The 13870-nt window shown below is 70.4% G+C and carries 12 protein-coding genes; 4 read left to right on the top strand and 8 right to left on the bottom strand.

All coding sequences use genetic code 11. The features are described from left to right. Positions 1 to 78: 78 nt before the first annotated feature. From KQY30_RS02865 to KQY30_RS02890, 6 genes are all read right to left on the bottom strand, one after another. The gene (locus KQY30_RS02865) at positions 79 to 1329 is read right to left on the bottom strand and encodes an extracellular solute-binding protein (protein ID WP_217305407.1); all 1251 of its coding nucleotides are present in this window, start codon (positions 1327 to 1329) and stop codon (positions 79 to 81) included. Positions 1330 to 1519: 190 nt separating this feature from the next. Beyond that, positions 1520 to 2896, bottom strand: a complete 1377-nt coding sequence (locus KQY30_RS02870) for a cellulose binding domain-containing protein (protein WP_217310693.1) — start codon at positions 2894 to 2896, stop codon at positions 1520 to 1522. A 119-nt stretch (positions 2897 to 3015) separates the two neighbouring features. Then, positions 3016 to 4623 (bottom strand): beta-N-acetylhexosaminidase, encoded by a 1608-nt coding sequence (locus KQY30_RS02875; protein WP_254406912.1) that lies wholly within the window; start codon positions 4621 to 4623, stop codon positions 3016 to 3018. Positions 4624 to 4634: 11 nt separating this feature from the next. Next, complete coding sequence (locus tag KQY30_RS02880; protein WP_217305408.1) at positions 4635 to 5501, bottom strand: carbohydrate ABC transporter permease; 867 nt, start codon at positions 5499 to 5501, stop codon at positions 4635 to 4637. Beyond that, positions 5498 to 6421, bottom strand: a complete 924-nt coding sequence (locus KQY30_RS02885; protein WP_217305409.1) for a carbohydrate ABC transporter permease — start codon at positions 6419 to 6421, stop codon at positions 5498 to 5500. The genes KQY30_RS02880 and KQY30_RS02885 overlap by 4 nt, the downstream gene beginning before the upstream one ends. Further along, on the bottom strand, positions 6418 to 7629 hold the full coding sequence (locus tag KQY30_RS02890; protein ID WP_254407524.1) for an extracellular solute-binding protein: 1212 nt from the start codon (positions 7627 to 7629) through the stop codon (positions 6418 to 6420). The genes KQY30_RS02885 and KQY30_RS02890 overlap by 4 nt, the downstream gene beginning before the upstream one ends. A 287-nt stretch (positions 7630 to 7916) precedes the next feature. Between KQY30_RS02890 and KQY30_RS02895 the strand changes: the two genes are divergently transcribed. The 4 genes from KQY30_RS02895 to KQY30_RS02910 all read left to right on the top strand — a co-directional run bounded on the left by KQY30_RS02895 (position 7917) and on the right by KQY30_RS02910 (position 11133). Continuing rightward, positions 7917 to 8768: a GntR family transcriptional regulator gene (locus KQY30_RS02895; RefSeq protein WP_217310695.1), complete on the top strand. Its 852-nt coding sequence runs from the start codon at positions 7917 to 7919 to the stop codon at positions 8766 to 8768. A gap of 140 nt (positions 8769 to 8908) precedes the next feature. Then, positions 8909 to 9676, top strand: coding sequence for a GntR family transcriptional regulator (locus KQY30_RS02900; RefSeq protein ID WP_217310696.1), 768 nt, complete (start codon positions 8909 to 8911; stop codon positions 9674 to 9676). Positions 9677 to 9693: 17 nt separating this feature from the next. After that, positions 9694 to 9924, top strand: a complete 231-nt coding sequence (locus KQY30_RS02905) for a dodecin (RefSeq protein WP_217305411.1) — start codon at positions 9694 to 9696, stop codon at positions 9922 to 9924. 183 nt (positions 9925 to 10107) lie between these two features. Next, positions 10108 to 11133 (top strand): LLM class flavin-dependent oxidoreductase, encoded by a 1026-nt coding sequence (locus KQY30_RS02910; RefSeq protein WP_217305412.1) that lies wholly within the window; start codon positions 10108 to 10110, stop codon positions 11131 to 11133. Here KQY30_RS02910 and KQY30_RS02915 read toward each other — a convergent pair. Next, positions 11125 to 11871, bottom strand: coding sequence for a succinate dehydrogenase/fumarate reductase iron-sulfur subunit (locus KQY30_RS02915; protein ID WP_217305413.1), 747 nt, complete (start codon positions 11869 to 11871; stop codon positions 11125 to 11127). The two genes, KQY30_RS02910 and KQY30_RS02915, sit on opposite strands and share 9 nt — an antisense overlap. Beyond that, a complete protein-coding gene (locus KQY30_RS02920) occupies positions 11868 to 13868 on the bottom strand; it encodes a fumarate reductase/succinate dehydrogenase flavoprotein subunit (RefSeq protein ID WP_217305414.1) in 2001 nt (666 codons plus the stop codon). The genes KQY30_RS02915 and KQY30_RS02920 overlap by 4 nt, the downstream gene beginning before the upstream one ends. Between the last annotated feature and the right edge of the window lie 2 nt (positions 13869 to 13870).

The following is a 13870-nucleotide window of genomic DNA, read 5'->3' on the forward strand; positions in this document are numbered from 1 at the left end:
GCACGTAACCTTTTCATGACTCTACGTGACGTACGGGCGCGGTCGAGCGCCCTCCGAGCCCTCGCCGTCACCGGTGGTTCAGCCCGAGACGAGTTCGGCGGTGATGCGCTCCGAGGCTTCCTTCGCGGACGCCTCGGGGTCCGCGCCTTCGAGGACGGCCGTCATATAGGGCTTGATCGGGTTGTCGGCCTCGACGCTCGCCCACTGCGGGGAGTTGGGGGTGGCCCGGCCCCGCGCGGCCCCCTCGGCCATCGCCGCCGTGCCCTCGTCGCCGCGGATGACACCGGCGAGTGTCACCTTGTTCGGCACGTAGCTCATGGTTCTCGCGAGATCCGTCTGCCACTTCTCGCCCGCCAGCGCCTTCACCACGTCGACGGCGGCCGAGTGGTGGCTGGAGTTCTTCGGGACGATCAGATCGGAGCCGCCGGTGAAGACCGCGCCGGGCTTGCCCGCCGTCTTGCCCGGGATGGGGAAGAAGCCGAGTTTGCCCTTCAGCTCCGGGTTCTTCTCCTCGATGAGCCGTGCCGAGCTGGGGGTGGAGATGATCTGCGCGACATCGCCCGCGGCGAAGACGTCCGCCTGCGGGGGCTTGGCCTCGTCGGAGTTCCTGGGGCCGTCACCCAGCGCCTGGAGGTCCTTGTAGAAGGACATGCCTCTGAGCGCGGCGGGCGAGTCGACCGCGCCCTGCCAGTCGCCGCCGGTCTCGACGGCCAGTTCGCCGCCCTCGTCCCAGATGAACCCGGCGAGGGTGTACCAGTCCTGGCCGGCGAGATAAATGCCCTGGTTGCTGCCGCGGTTCAGCTTCTCGGTGTCGGCCAGCCAGTCGTCGCGGGTCCTGGGCGGCTCCTCGATCCCGGCGAGCGCGAAGAGTTCCGTGTTGTAGATCACGACCCGGTTGGCCGCGTACCACGGGATGCCGAACTGTGCGCCGTTGATCTGGCCGGGCTGGGCGAGGCCGGGCAGCCATGCCTCGCTGCCGAGGTCGCGTACGGACTCCAGGGTGAGGTCGCGCAGATTCCCGCTCTCCGCGTACTGGGCGACCTGGGTGTTGCCGACCTCGATGACATCCGGCGCGTCCTGGCCGTCCAGCGCGGTCAGCACCTTCTCGCCGATCCCGGTCCACTCCTGGATCTTGATGTCCAGTTCGATGGAGGGGTGTTCGTTCTCGTAGTCGCTCACAAAGCGTTCGAGGAAGTCGTCGGAGACGCTGTCCTTCATCAGCCAGACGGTGACCGTGGTGGAGCCGCCCCCACCTGGCATCACTCCGCAGCCGCCGAGCACGACGGAGGAGACAACTGCCACGGAACAGGCGAGACATCGGTTCTTCACGTAGGTCAACCTTCTGGCGTGACGGCACGAAGAGAGGGCCCGACGTGGGGGGACACGAACGGTGTTCGCACGGGTGTGTGGGATTTTGGTATGGACCAAGGGGAGGGTCAAGTCCCCGAGGAAGACGGAGGGGAACGGCCGCCTGAACGGCGCCCGTTCCCCAGATGCCCGGTCCTCCGGCGCCGCGAGGTCAGCTCGCGGGCACCGTGTCCTCGAAGGCGGTGCCGGCCGCCCGGTAGGCGTTCACCTTCGCGGCGACCTGTGCGGGGGTCAGCACCTGGTCCTTGACGTGCAGGACGTAGTCGACCTTCTGGTCGTATGCCCGGGGTGTGGTGCTGGTCTGGCCCGCCAGGTCGATCAGCCACTGGTTGAAGTTGATCGACATGGGCCGCTCGGGCAGATAGCGGGCGTCGTGCGTGCCGAAGGTCTGGCCGTCGACGTAGTAGGTGATGGCGTTGTTGTCGATGGTGACCACGAGATCGTGCCAGCCGGCGTAGCTGACCCGGGACTCGGAGTGCTGGTTGACGGCCTCCCAGGGATCGGGCCGGTAGGTCTCCCAGGAGGTGGTGTAAAGGATGTTGGCGGGCTCGCCCCAGCCGCCGTTGGGCAGATACTCGAAGTCGTACTCGGCGTAGTCGTCGGCCATCGGGGCCTTGAGGTCGTTGATGGTGAAGAAGGTCTGGACGAGACGGTCCCCGTCCGGGCCGGACTTGGGGGTGTCGGAGAACCGCACCCGGGCCGCGTAGGTGCCGTTCTTGAACTTCGTGGCCCTGGTGAGGACTTCGGTCTGCTCGGTCGTCCCGCTCGTACCGGCCGTCGAAGTCTCCAGGTTCATCAGCGAGTTGGTCCCCTCCTTGGCGAAGGTGACGTTCTCGGGCGCCCAGGTGGCGCCCGGCACCCCGGGTCCGCCCGAGTTGGCGCGCACGCTCCAGCCGTGGGAAGCGAGCGCCGGATCGGTGTACGAGGTGTAGTCGAAGTCGTCGAAGAGCGCGGCCCCTCCGGTGGGCGGGTCGGTCGGGGGGTCGGTGGGCGGGTCCGTCGGGTCGCCCGGGTCGTTGCCGTCCGGGGCGGTGCCCCAGACCAGGGCGCCGCCTACCGTGGCGGTGGTCTTCGTCCAGTCGCCGTACGCGGTCTGCGCCGGGCCGAAGGAGTAGTCGTCACTCTGGTTGAGCGACGCCCAGTTGGAGCGGTAGAAGCGGAGCTGCATGTCACCGGTGTCGGCGCCGGGGGCGAGGGAGCCCGCGCCCGCGGTGAAGCCGACCTCCAGATAGCGGTCCGCGGTGGCCGTGGGGTTGGCGAGGGTGCCGAAGGTGCCGGTGATGTTGGCGCAGCCCTTCACCGCCCAGGAGCAGGCGAAGGTGTACGAGGCGCCCGCGTCGGCCTTGAAGTAGTAGCGGATCTTCACGGTGCCCAGCGAGACGGCGGACCCCGAGGTGTTGACCACCTTGAACCAGGGCTCGGCCTGGTCGGAGCCGGTGGAGCTCTGGCGGTACTGGACCTTCAGCGACGGGTCGGCGGCGGCGGCCGGCAGCGCGGTGAGCGCGGCGCAGCCCAGGGCCGCCGCCATGCCCAGCGCGGTGACGGTCCGTATCCCGGCGGCCCGCCCGCGTCGCGGGGTGCCGGGCAGTGCGGTGGTGCCGGTGGGCGGGGTGCCGCCCGCCGGCTCGGGGGTGCTCGCTCGTGTGGTCATCGACCGGTGTCCTCTCCTGGTGATCCTGATGTTCCCGATGGCCCTGAGTCGGGCGGGAAGGTGAACGAGGAATGGTGCGGGAGGCCGTGCGGGGGCCGGCCCGGTACGCGGAGCGCGTCGAGCCGGGTTCTGTGGTGGGCGAGCCGCCGCTGGAAGCCCGGCCAGTCCCGGTGCGGGGACCAGGCCGTCTCGGCGAGCGCGCAGAGCCGGGGAAAGGCCAGATACTCGGCGTGCTCGGCGGTGGGGACGTACTCGCTCCAGAGCTGTGCCTGGGTGCCGAGGACCCGGGCCGCCGCTGCCGGTTCCCAGTCGGCGGGCGCGGGGTCGAGGTCGTACACATCGCGCAGCGACACCACTCCGCCCGGCTGTCCGGGCGGTTCCTCGGGCCGCTCGCTCTGCGGATAGTCCAGATAGGTGGAGCGGTACGGCGCCATGATGACGTCCTGGCCCCGGCGGGCGGCGGTGAGCCCGTGCGCGGCGGACCGCCAGGGCACGGCGGTGAATCCGGCGGGCAGATCGCTGCCCGTCTCGGTCCAGCCGAGCGGCCGGCGGCCGTTCTCGGCGAGGAAGCCGCCGATCCGGCCCATGAACCAGCCGTGCAGCGCCTCGGGTCCGGACAGCCCCTCGGCCTCGGCCCGCCGGCGCGCGTCCGGCGAGCGCCGCCACTCGGTGGTCGGGCACTCCTCGCCGCCGATGTGCACATGCGGCGAGGGGAAGGTGTCCATGACCTCGTCCAGCACACCCCGGCAGAAGTCGAGGACCTGGTCGTGGACGCCGAGGACGTTCTCGCACACGCCCCAGCGGTCCCAGACGGTCAGTCTGCGCGAGGGGACATTGCCGAGTTCGGGGTACGCGGCGAGCGCGGCCCGTACATGACCGGGCATCTCGATCTCCGGTACGACGGTGACGCCCCGGGCGGCCGCGTACGCGACCAGGCCGGTCAGCTCCTCACGGGTGTACGCCCCGCCGTGCGGCTCCCCGCCCACCTCGGTGAGCTTCGGGTACGCGGCGACGGGCATCCGCCAGCCCTGGTCGTCGGTGAGATGGAGATGCAGCACATTGAGCTTGTGCAGGGCGAGCAGATCGGTGAACCGGCGCAGGAAGGAGACCGGCCGGAAGCGCCGCGCCACATCGAGCATCGCGCCGCGCCAGGCGAAGCGGGGTACGTCGGTGATCTGCACACAGGGCAGCGACCACTCCGTACCGCGCGCCCTCCGGTGCGACAGCGCCTGCGGAGGCAGGAGCTGACGGAGCGTCTGGACACCGCGTAACAGGCCCTCTTGGGCACCGGCGCGCAGCAGGACCGCGTCGGCGCCGACCGTCAGGCCGTACCCCTCCCGGCCGAGTCCGCCGAGGGCGGGGTCGAGTACGAACACGATCCGGCCGTCGGCGGCGGGCGGCAGCGGGAGTCCGGTGGCGGGGGCGAGCAGCGTACGGAGCAGATCGGCGGCGGCCGAGGCGCCGCCCGGGGCGGCCCGTACACCGGTGTGCTCGTCCAGGACGAACCGGCCGGGCAGCGGGGCGAGTTGGGAGGGCCGGGGTACGAGCTGGAGTCCGGCCCGGTGGGCGGCGGTCGTGGGGCCGGTCACGGGGGTGGTGGTCACGCGGTGGTCCCCTATCCCTTGACGGCGCCGCTGGTCATCCCGGCGGCGACCCGTCCCTGGAGGACCAGGAAGAGCACCAGGACGGGCAGGGCGAAGAGAGTGGAGGCGGCCATCGTGGCGCCCCAGTCGGTGCCGAAGACATTCGAGAACGAGGACAGCCAGACGGGCAGGGTGCGGTCGTCCTGGTTCTTGATGATCAGCATGTTGGCGAAGGCGAACTCGTTCCAGGCGGTGATGAATCCGAACAGCGAGGTGGCGAGCAGTCCCGGGGCGAGCAGCGGCAGGGTGACCCGTCGGAAGGCGGCGGCGCGGGTGCAGCCGTCGACCTGGGCGGCCTCCTCCAGTTCGACCGGGATGGCGGTCAGGAAGCCACGCAGGGTGACGATGGTGAAGGGCAGGGTGATCATGAAGTAGATCAGGGTGAGCATCGACAGCCTGTCGAGCATGCCGGTGTCACGGGCGATGACATACATGGGGATCAACAGCGCTTCCCAGGGCGCGACTTGAGCGATGAAGACCATGAGGATGAAGCCCCGACGGCCCTTCCAGCGCAGCCGGGCCACGGCGAACGCGGCACCGAGCGCGACGATCAGGGCCAGCAGTACGGAACTGGCGGTGATGACCAGGCTGTTGCGCCAGAAGAGCCAGAACCCGTCCGCGCCCACCGCCGTGGTGAAGTGGTCGAGGGTCACCGAGACCGGCAGGAAGAGCGGGGTCTCGGACTGGATGTCCCGGGTCGGCTTGAAGGCGGTCAGCACCATCCAGTAGACGGGGAAGACCGAGAGGACGAAGACCAGCAGCGCGGCGGCGTGCAGCGGAAGCCGGCGTATCCGGGCGCGGCGCGGCCCGCCCCCGGAGGTGCGGCGGGTGGGGCTCACAGCTCGCCCTCCTGCCGGAACATCTGGCGGAAGTGGACGACGAGCACGCCGACGAGCAGCAGCACGGTGAGGGTGGACGCCGCCGCTCCCAGGTCGTAGCGGTGCAGGGACTGCGCGATCCGGTACGCGTAGACGGGCAGGGTGGTCGTCGCGTCGCCCGGACCGCCCTTGCTGATCGCCCAGATCTGCGCGAAGCACCGGAAGACCCAGATGACTTCGAGGCAGAGCACCAGCGCGAAGAGGGGCCGCAGCACGGGCAGGGTGACCGAGCGGAAGATCCGGGCGGCGCCCGCGCCGTCCAGCCGCGCCGACTCGTACAGCTCCGCGGGCACGGTGAGCAGCGCGGCGTGCAGGGTGATGGCGGCGAACGGCACGGACTGCCAGACGACCAGCAGGACCAGGACGGCGAAGGTCGCGCTGCCGTCGGCGAACCAGGAGTAGTTCTCGTACGAGTCGAATCCGAGCCGTACGAGCAGCCAGTTGACCACTCCGAGCCGGGACGAGAACAGCCACTGGAAGACCGTGGTGGTGGCGATGACCGGGCTGGCCCAGGCGAGCACCAGTCCGCTCATCACCAGCAGCCGGGTCCGCCGGCCGAGCTGCTGGAGCATCAGCGCGACCAGCGTGGCCAGCACCATGATCAGGACGACATTGACGGCGGTCCACCAGAAGGTCCGCCGTACGACCTCCCAGAAGACGGGGTCGGCCAGGATCTCCCGGTAGTTGGCGAGTCCGGCGAACGGGGCGCCGCCGCGGATGAGTTCGCCCATGCCGTAGGTCTGGAACGAGATGACCAGATTGCGGACGAGCGGATAGGCGAGCAGATAGGCGGTGCCGAGCACGGTGGGCGCGATCAGCAGATACGGCCACAGCGCCCCGGGGACCCGGCCGGGCCCGGGGGCCGTGCGGGCCGTGCTCATGAGCCGAGGGTCCTGGTGATGCTGTCCGACGCGTCCTTCGCGGCCTTCGCGGCCTTCGCCGGATCGGTTCCGGTGAGTACGGCGGTCATGTACTGCTTGATCGGGTTGGTGGCCTCGACCGCGGCCCACTGCGGGGAGTTGGGGGTGGCGCGGCCCTGTGCGGCGCCCGCGGCCATGGCGGCGGTGGACTCGCTGTCCGCGACGGCGCCCGCGAGGGACGTCCTGTTGGGGACATAGCTCATGGTCTTCGCCATGTCGGTCTGCCAGGTGTCGCCGGTGAGCGCCTTGATCACCTCATAGGCGGCGTCCTGGTGGGCGGACGCCTCCGGCACGATCAGATCGGAACCGCCGGTGAAGACCGCGCCCGGCTTGTCGGCGGTCCTGCCCGGCACGGGGAAGAAACCGATCTTTCCCTTGAGGGCCGGATTGCTCTCCTCGATGATCTTCGCTCCGCCGGGGACGGAGATGATCTGCGCGACATCGCCCTTGGCGAAGACCTCCGCCTGCGGGGGCTTGGCCTCGTCGGAGTCCTTGGGGCCCTTGCCGAGTGCCTGGAGGCGCCGGTAGAAGTCCATTCCGGCGAGGGCCTCCGGGGTGTCGAGCGTGCCCTTCCACTCTCCGCCGGACCGGGTCGCGAGATCGCCGCCCTCGTCCCAGATGAAGCCGGCGAGGGTGTACCAGTTCTGGCCCGGGAGGTAGATGCCCTGGATCCCGCCCTTGTTGAGCTTCGCCGTGTCGGCGAGCCAGGCGTCCTGGGTGGCGGGCGGGGTGGTGATACCGGCCTTGGTGAAGTGGTCCTTGTGGTAGAGGACGACCCGGTTGGCCGCGTACCAGGGGATGCCGTACTGCTTGCCGTCGATCTTCCCCGGTTCGGCGAGCCCCGGCAGCCAGTCCTTGCCGGACAGCTCCTCCGTACGGTCGGTGAGGTCCCTGACCCCGCCGCTGGCGGCGTACTGGGCGACCTGGGTGTTGCCGACCTCGACCACATCGGGGGCGTCGGTGCTGGCGAGGGCGGCGGTGACCTTCTCGCCGATCCCGTCCCACTCCTGGATCTGGATGTCGAGGGCGATGTCCTTGTGCTGCCGTTCGAAGTCCTCGGTGAAACGGCTGAGGAAGTCCTCGGTGACGCTGTCCTTCATGATCCAGACGGTGAGTCTCTCCGGACCGGCGTCGGCGCCCCGGGAGGAGCTGCACGCGGTGAGGGTCAGGGCCGCGGCGAGCGCTGCGGAACCGGCGATGAAGCGGATCTTCACGGGCCACCTCGATAGGGATTTACCAATTGGTCAAGTGGTAAGGTGTGTGAGCAGAAGGTGGCATGGACCAATGTCGGCGTCAAGCCCCCGGAAAGCAGGCGTGGTTGGGACTCTCACCGGGATCATGACGCGTTTGGTTACGATGGTGTTTACCAGTTGCCCCCTCGGGGTCATATGACCAGTCAGGGTCATATCGGGGTCATCGGGGACAGAGAGCGCAAGGGACGGAAGAGGTCATGCCCATGGGGAGCGGCTCGTCGGGGAGCCCGTCAGGTGGCTCGTCGGGTGCGGTGCTCAAACGTGAGCGCGTACGGGAGCATCTGCTCGGTCTGATCGAGGCGGGCAGCCCGGGGGACGCGATCCCCTCAGAGCGGGCCCTCTGCGCCGAACTCGGCGTCTCCCGCCCCACCTTGCGCACCGCAGTCGACGAACTCGTCGCCACCGGACAGCTCGTACGGGAGCACGGCCGCGGAATGTTCGTCGCCCCCGCCAAGATCACCCAGGAACTCACCCCGGAGGACACGGCGTTCGTCGTCCCCCGCGCCTCCGGTACCTGGTCGAGCCGCATTCTGGAACGTACGACCTTCCGGGCGGGCGCCAGGATCGGCCGCAAACTGCGCGTCTCCCCCGCCGCCGAGCTGATCTACATCGCCCGGCTGCGGCTGGTCGACGGCTCCCCCATCGCCATCGAGCATCTCCACATCCCCGCGGAACTCGCCCCGGCGCTGACCCCGCAGGAACTCGAATCGGGCGAGCTGTACGACCACTTGAGGGAGCATCACCAGCTCTCCGTGCACGAGGCCACCCAGTCGATCGAACCGACGGTGGTCAGCGAGTCCGAGGCCGAGGTCCTCGGGGTGCCGGTCCTCTCCCCCGCCCTGCTGATCGAACGCCTCACGCTCGACACCTCGGGCCGCCCCGTCGAGTACGTCCACTCCCTGTACCGGGGCGACCGCTACCGGATCGTCTCCCGGCTGGCCCTGGGCACCGGGCCGGCCCGCTCCCGGCAGGACGGCCACCATCCGGGCATTCCGCCGGGCGATTTCGCCCACGACGGCATCATCACCTCGTCCACGACGGGTGATGCATACTGACCGCAGCTTCCGACGGCTCACCGGGAGGGCCCGTGCGCGAGACCCGTACCCCTCGCCCGGAGCAGTCGGCCCGGCCGGTGCAGCCGGCTCATCCAGTTCATCCGGTTCCGTCGGCGGGTGCCGTACCGCCGGTCCATCCGGTGCTCAAGCGGGAGCGGGTACGGGAGTATCTGCTCGGTCTTGTCGACACGCGGCGGCCGGGCGACGCCATCCCGTCCGAGCGCACGCTCTGCGCCGAGCTGGGGGTCTCACGCCCCACCCTGCGGACGGCGGTGGACGAACTCGTCGCCACCGGACTGCTGGTCCGCGAGCACGGCCGCGGCATGTTCGTGGCGCCCGCGAAGATCACCCAGGAGCTGGTCGCCGAGGACCGCTCAGCCGTGCCGCCCCGGGCGCCGGGGGCCTGGTCGGCCCGGGTACTGGAGTTCCGTACGGCCGGAGCGGGCGCCCGGGTGGGGCGCAGGCTGGGGATGTCGCCCGCCGCCGAGGTGGTGTACGTGGCGCGGCTGCGGTTCGTGGACGGCGGGCCGGTCGCCCTGGAGTACCTCCATGTCCCCGCCGAGCTGGTGCCCGGGCTGACACCGGAGCGGATGGAGTCCGGCTTCTACGCGTATCTGCGCGACGAGCGGCGGATCAGGATGGCCGAGGCCGTGCAGTCGATCGAGCCGACCGTGCTCAGCGAGGACGAGGCGGAGCTGCTGGGGGTGCCGGTGCTCTCGCCCGCGCTGCTCTTCGACCGGATCACCTCGGACGCCTCGGGCCGGCCCGTCGAGTACGTACGGTCCCTCTACCGCGGCGACCGCTACCGCATCGTCTCCCGGCTGGCCCTGGGCGGCGCGGCCGTGGACCGCCCGGCACCGGAGACGGACACCTCGCGGAGCGCGGAATGGTGGGGCACGGTGGAGTGAGGGAGGAGGGTGAGCCCATGTCCCACCACAACCACCACCCCCATCACACCTACCGGGTCACCGAGATCTACGGCACGTCCCACGAGGGCATCGACGACGCGATCCGCAATGGCGTCAGCCGCGCCGCCCAGACCTTGCGGGGCCTGGACTGGTTCGAGGTGACGGAGGTACGCGGCCATATCGTCGACGGCGACATCGAGCACTTCCAAGTGGGCCTGAAGGTGGGCTTCCGCCTCGACGGCGAGTGAGCGCACGGGCGGGCGGGCAGGCGGCCCGTCCGGCGCTGGAGGACACGGCCCAGGAGTCCGTCCGGCGCCGGAGGACACAGCACAGGAGCCCGTCCGGCACCGGAGGACACTGCACCGGACCCCGTCCGGCGCTTCGGGCCCCGGTCCCGGGAATCCTGGCGCGGGCCGCGTGTTACACCATGCGTGAGCACGATCGCCCGCATCCCGTTCTCCGTACTCGACCGCTCCCGCACCCGGCACGGCCGGGCCGCCCCTCACGCGTTGCGCGACACCGTACGGTTCGCCCAGCGGATCGAGGCGCTCGGCTACCACCGCTTCTGGGTGTCCGAGCACCACAGCGTGCCGGGCGTCGCGGGATCCGCGCCGACCGTGCTCGCGGCGGCGGTCGCCGCCGCGACCTCGACGATCCGCGTCGGCACCGGCGGTGTGATGCTGCCCAACCATCAACCGCTGGTGGTGGCCGAGCAGTTCGGGGTGCTGGAGTCGCTCTTCCCCGGCCGGATCGACATGGGGCTCGGCCGTTCCGTGGGGTTCACCGACGGGATACGCGCGGCGCTGGGGCGGGACAAGCGGGACGCCGACGACTTCCCCGGCCGGCTCGCCGAGCTGCTCGGCTACTTCACGGGCACCCAGACCGCTCATCCCCAGGTCCATGCCCTGCCCGCCGAGGGACTGCGCCCGCCCGCCTTCGTACTGGCCACCGGGAAGGGCGCCCGGGTCGCCGCCGAGGCCGGACTGCCGCTGGTCATCGCGCCCGCACGGGGCGAGGACGCGATGCTGCGGGCGATCGACGCGTACCGTGCGGACTTCCGCCCCTCCGCCTGGGGCGAGCGCCCCCATGTGGTGCTCTCGGGTACGGTCGCGGTCGCGCCCACCACCGAGGAGGCCCGCCGGCTGCTGCTCCCGGAGGCGTGGTCCACCGCGTACTCCCGCACCCACGGCTCGTTCCCGCCGCTCGTCCCCGCCGACACGGTCCTCGCCACCCCCATGACCGCCCGGGAACAGGCGCTCTACGAGACGGCGTGGCGCGGCCAGCTCCATGGCACGGAGGACGAGGTGGCGGCCGGCCTGGACAAGCTGCTGGCGCGCAGCGCCGCCGACGAGTACCTGGTCACGACCAGTACGTACGACGGCGACGCCCTGCTGGACTCGTACGAGCGCCTGGCCGCCCTCCTCGGGCTGCGGCCCCCGGCCGCCGTGTCAGCGTGAGACCTTGCGGGCCGCCCTAAGCCATTCCTTGTTCATCGCGGCGATCGACGGCAGCGGGATGCCCTTCGGGCAGGCCGTGGCGCATTCGCCGGTGAGGGTGCAGCCGCCGAAGCCCTCCTCGTCCATGGTCGCGACCATGTCGAGGACCCGGGTCTCACGCTCCGGCGCGCCCTGCGGGAGGGTGTTGAGGTGGTTGACCTTGGCCGAGGTGAAGAGCATCGCCGAACCGTTGGGGCAGGCCGCGACACAGGCGCCGCAGCCGATGCACTCGGCGTGTTCGAAGGCGAAGTCGGCGGCGGGCTTGGGCACCGGGGTGGCGTGGGCCTCGGGGGCCGAACCGGTCGGGGCGGTGATGTAGCCGCCGGCGCCGATGATCCGGTCGAAGGCCGAGCGGTCCACCACCAGGTCCTTGACCACCGGGAACGCCCCGGCCCGCCAGGGCTCGACGTCGATGGTGTCGCCGTCCTTGAAGTGCCGCATATGGAGCTGGCAGGTGGTGGTGCGCTCGGGGCCGTGCGCGTCGCCGTTGATGACCACTCCGCAGGCGCCGCAGATGCCCTCGCGGCAGTCGTGGTCGAAGGCGACCGGCTCGTCGCCCGCGAGGATCAGCTCCTCGTTGAGCGTGTCGAGCATCTCCAGGAACGACATGTCCTCGGAGATGCCGTCGATGCCGTAGGTGACCATGGCACCAGGGGTGTCCGCGTCCGGCTGCCGCCAGACGCGCAGGGTGAGCCTCATGCGTAGCTCCGCTGGGTGGGGTGGACGTACTCGAAGACGAGGTCTTCCTTGTGCAGGACGGGCGCGGCGCCGGTGCCCGTGAACTCCCACGCCGCCGCGTACGAGAACTCGGCGTCGCGGCGGGCCGCCTCGCCGCCCTCGGTCTGCGACTCCTCGCGGAAGTGACCGCCGCAGGACTCGGTGCGGTGCAGTGCGTCGAGGCACATCAGCTCGGCCAGTTCCAGATAGTCGACAATGCGATTGGCCTTCTCCAGCGCCTGGTTGAGCTGTTCGCCGGTGCCCGGCACCTTGATCCGCCGCCAGAACTCCTCGCGGATCTGCGGGATCCGGTCGAGCGCCTTGCGCAGGCCCTCCTCGGTGCGCGCCATGCCGCAGTGGTCCCAGAGCAGTTCGCCGATCTCCTTGTGGAACGAGTCGGGCGTACGGTCGCCGTCCACGGCGAGCAGCAGCCGCAGCCGGTCCTCGGTGTCGGCGACGGCCTCGGCGACCTCCGGATGGCTGTCGTCGATCTCCTCGTGGCGCGGATTGCGGGCGAGGTAGTCGTTGATGGTGGATGGCAGGACGAAGTAGCCGTCGGCCAGCCCCTGCATGAGCGCGGACGCGCCGAGCCGGTTGGCGCCGTGGTCGGAGAAGTTGGCCTCGCCGATCGCGAACAGGCCCGGCACGGTGGTCTGGAGGTCGTAGTCGACCCAGAGTCCGCCCATGGTGTAGTGGATCGCCGGGTAGATGCGCATGGGCACTTCGTACGGGTTCTCGGCGGTGATCCGCTCGTACATCTCGAAGAGATTGCCGTACTTCTCCTCGACGGCCTTGCGGCCGAGGCGGGCGATGGCGTCGGCGAAGTCCAGATAGACGCCCTGGCCGCCGGGGCCGACGCCGCGCCCTTCGTCGCAGACGTTCTTCGCGGCGCGCGAGGCGATGTCACGCGGAACGAGATTGCCGAAGGAGGGGTAGATCCGCTCCAGGTAGTAGTCCCGCTCGGCCTCGGGGATCTCGGCCGGCGGGCGCCGGTCGCCGCGCGCCAGGGGCACCCAGATCCGGCCGTCGTTGCGGAGCGACTCGCTCATCAGGGTGAGCTTGGACTGGTGGTCGCCCGAGCGCGGGATGCAGGTGGGGTGGATCTGGGTGAAGCAGGGGTTGGCGAAGTGCGCGCCGCGCCGGTGGGCGCGCCAGATCGCGGTGGCGTTGCTGTTCTTGGCGTTGGTCGAGAGGTAGAAGACATTGCCGTAGCCGCCGGAGGCGAGGACGACGGCGTCCGCGAAGTACGTGGAGACCTTGCCGGAGACGAGGTCGCGGGCGACGATGCCGCGGGCCCGGCCGTCGACGACGATCAGGTCGAGCATCTCGGTGCGCGGGTGCATCTCGACGGCGCCTGCCGCGATCTGCCGGGACAGCGCCTGATAGGCGCCGAGCAGGAGCTGCTGGCCCGTCTGGCCGCGCGCGTAGAACGTACGGGAGACCTGGACGCCGCCGAAGGAGCGGGTGTCGAGGAGTCCGCCGTACTCGCGGGCGAAGGGGACGCCCTGGGCGACGCACTGGTCGATGATCTCGACCGAGACCTCGGCGAGCCGGTGCACATTGGACTCGCGGGCCCGGAAGTCGCCGCCCTTGACGGTGTCGTAGAAGAGCCGCTGGATGGAGTCGCCGTCGTTGCGGTAGTTCTTGGCGGCGTTGATACCGCCCTGTGCGGCGATGGAGTGGGCGCGGCGCGGCGAGTCCTGGTAGCAGAACTGGACGACATGGTAGCCCTGTTCGGCGAGGGTGGCGCCCGCGGCGCCGCCCGCCAGACCCGTACCGACGACGATCACGGTGTGCTTGCGGCGGTTGGCCGGGTTCACCAACTTCGCTTCGAAACGGCGCCGGTTCCAGCGCTCGGCGATGGGCCCGTCCGGTGCCCTGGTGTCGACGACGGGCTCGCCGACGGTGTAGTGCGCGTAGTCGGCGTAGTGGGCGGACTTGGCGGATTCGTTCGGGCTCTGCTCGGGACGTGTGGTCATGC

It is taken from the genome of Streptomyces sp. GMY02 (genome assembly GCF_019056675.1).
Taxonomy (GTDB): Bacteria; Actinomycetota; Actinomycetes; order Streptomycetales; family Streptomycetaceae; genus Streptomyces; species Streptomyces odonnellii.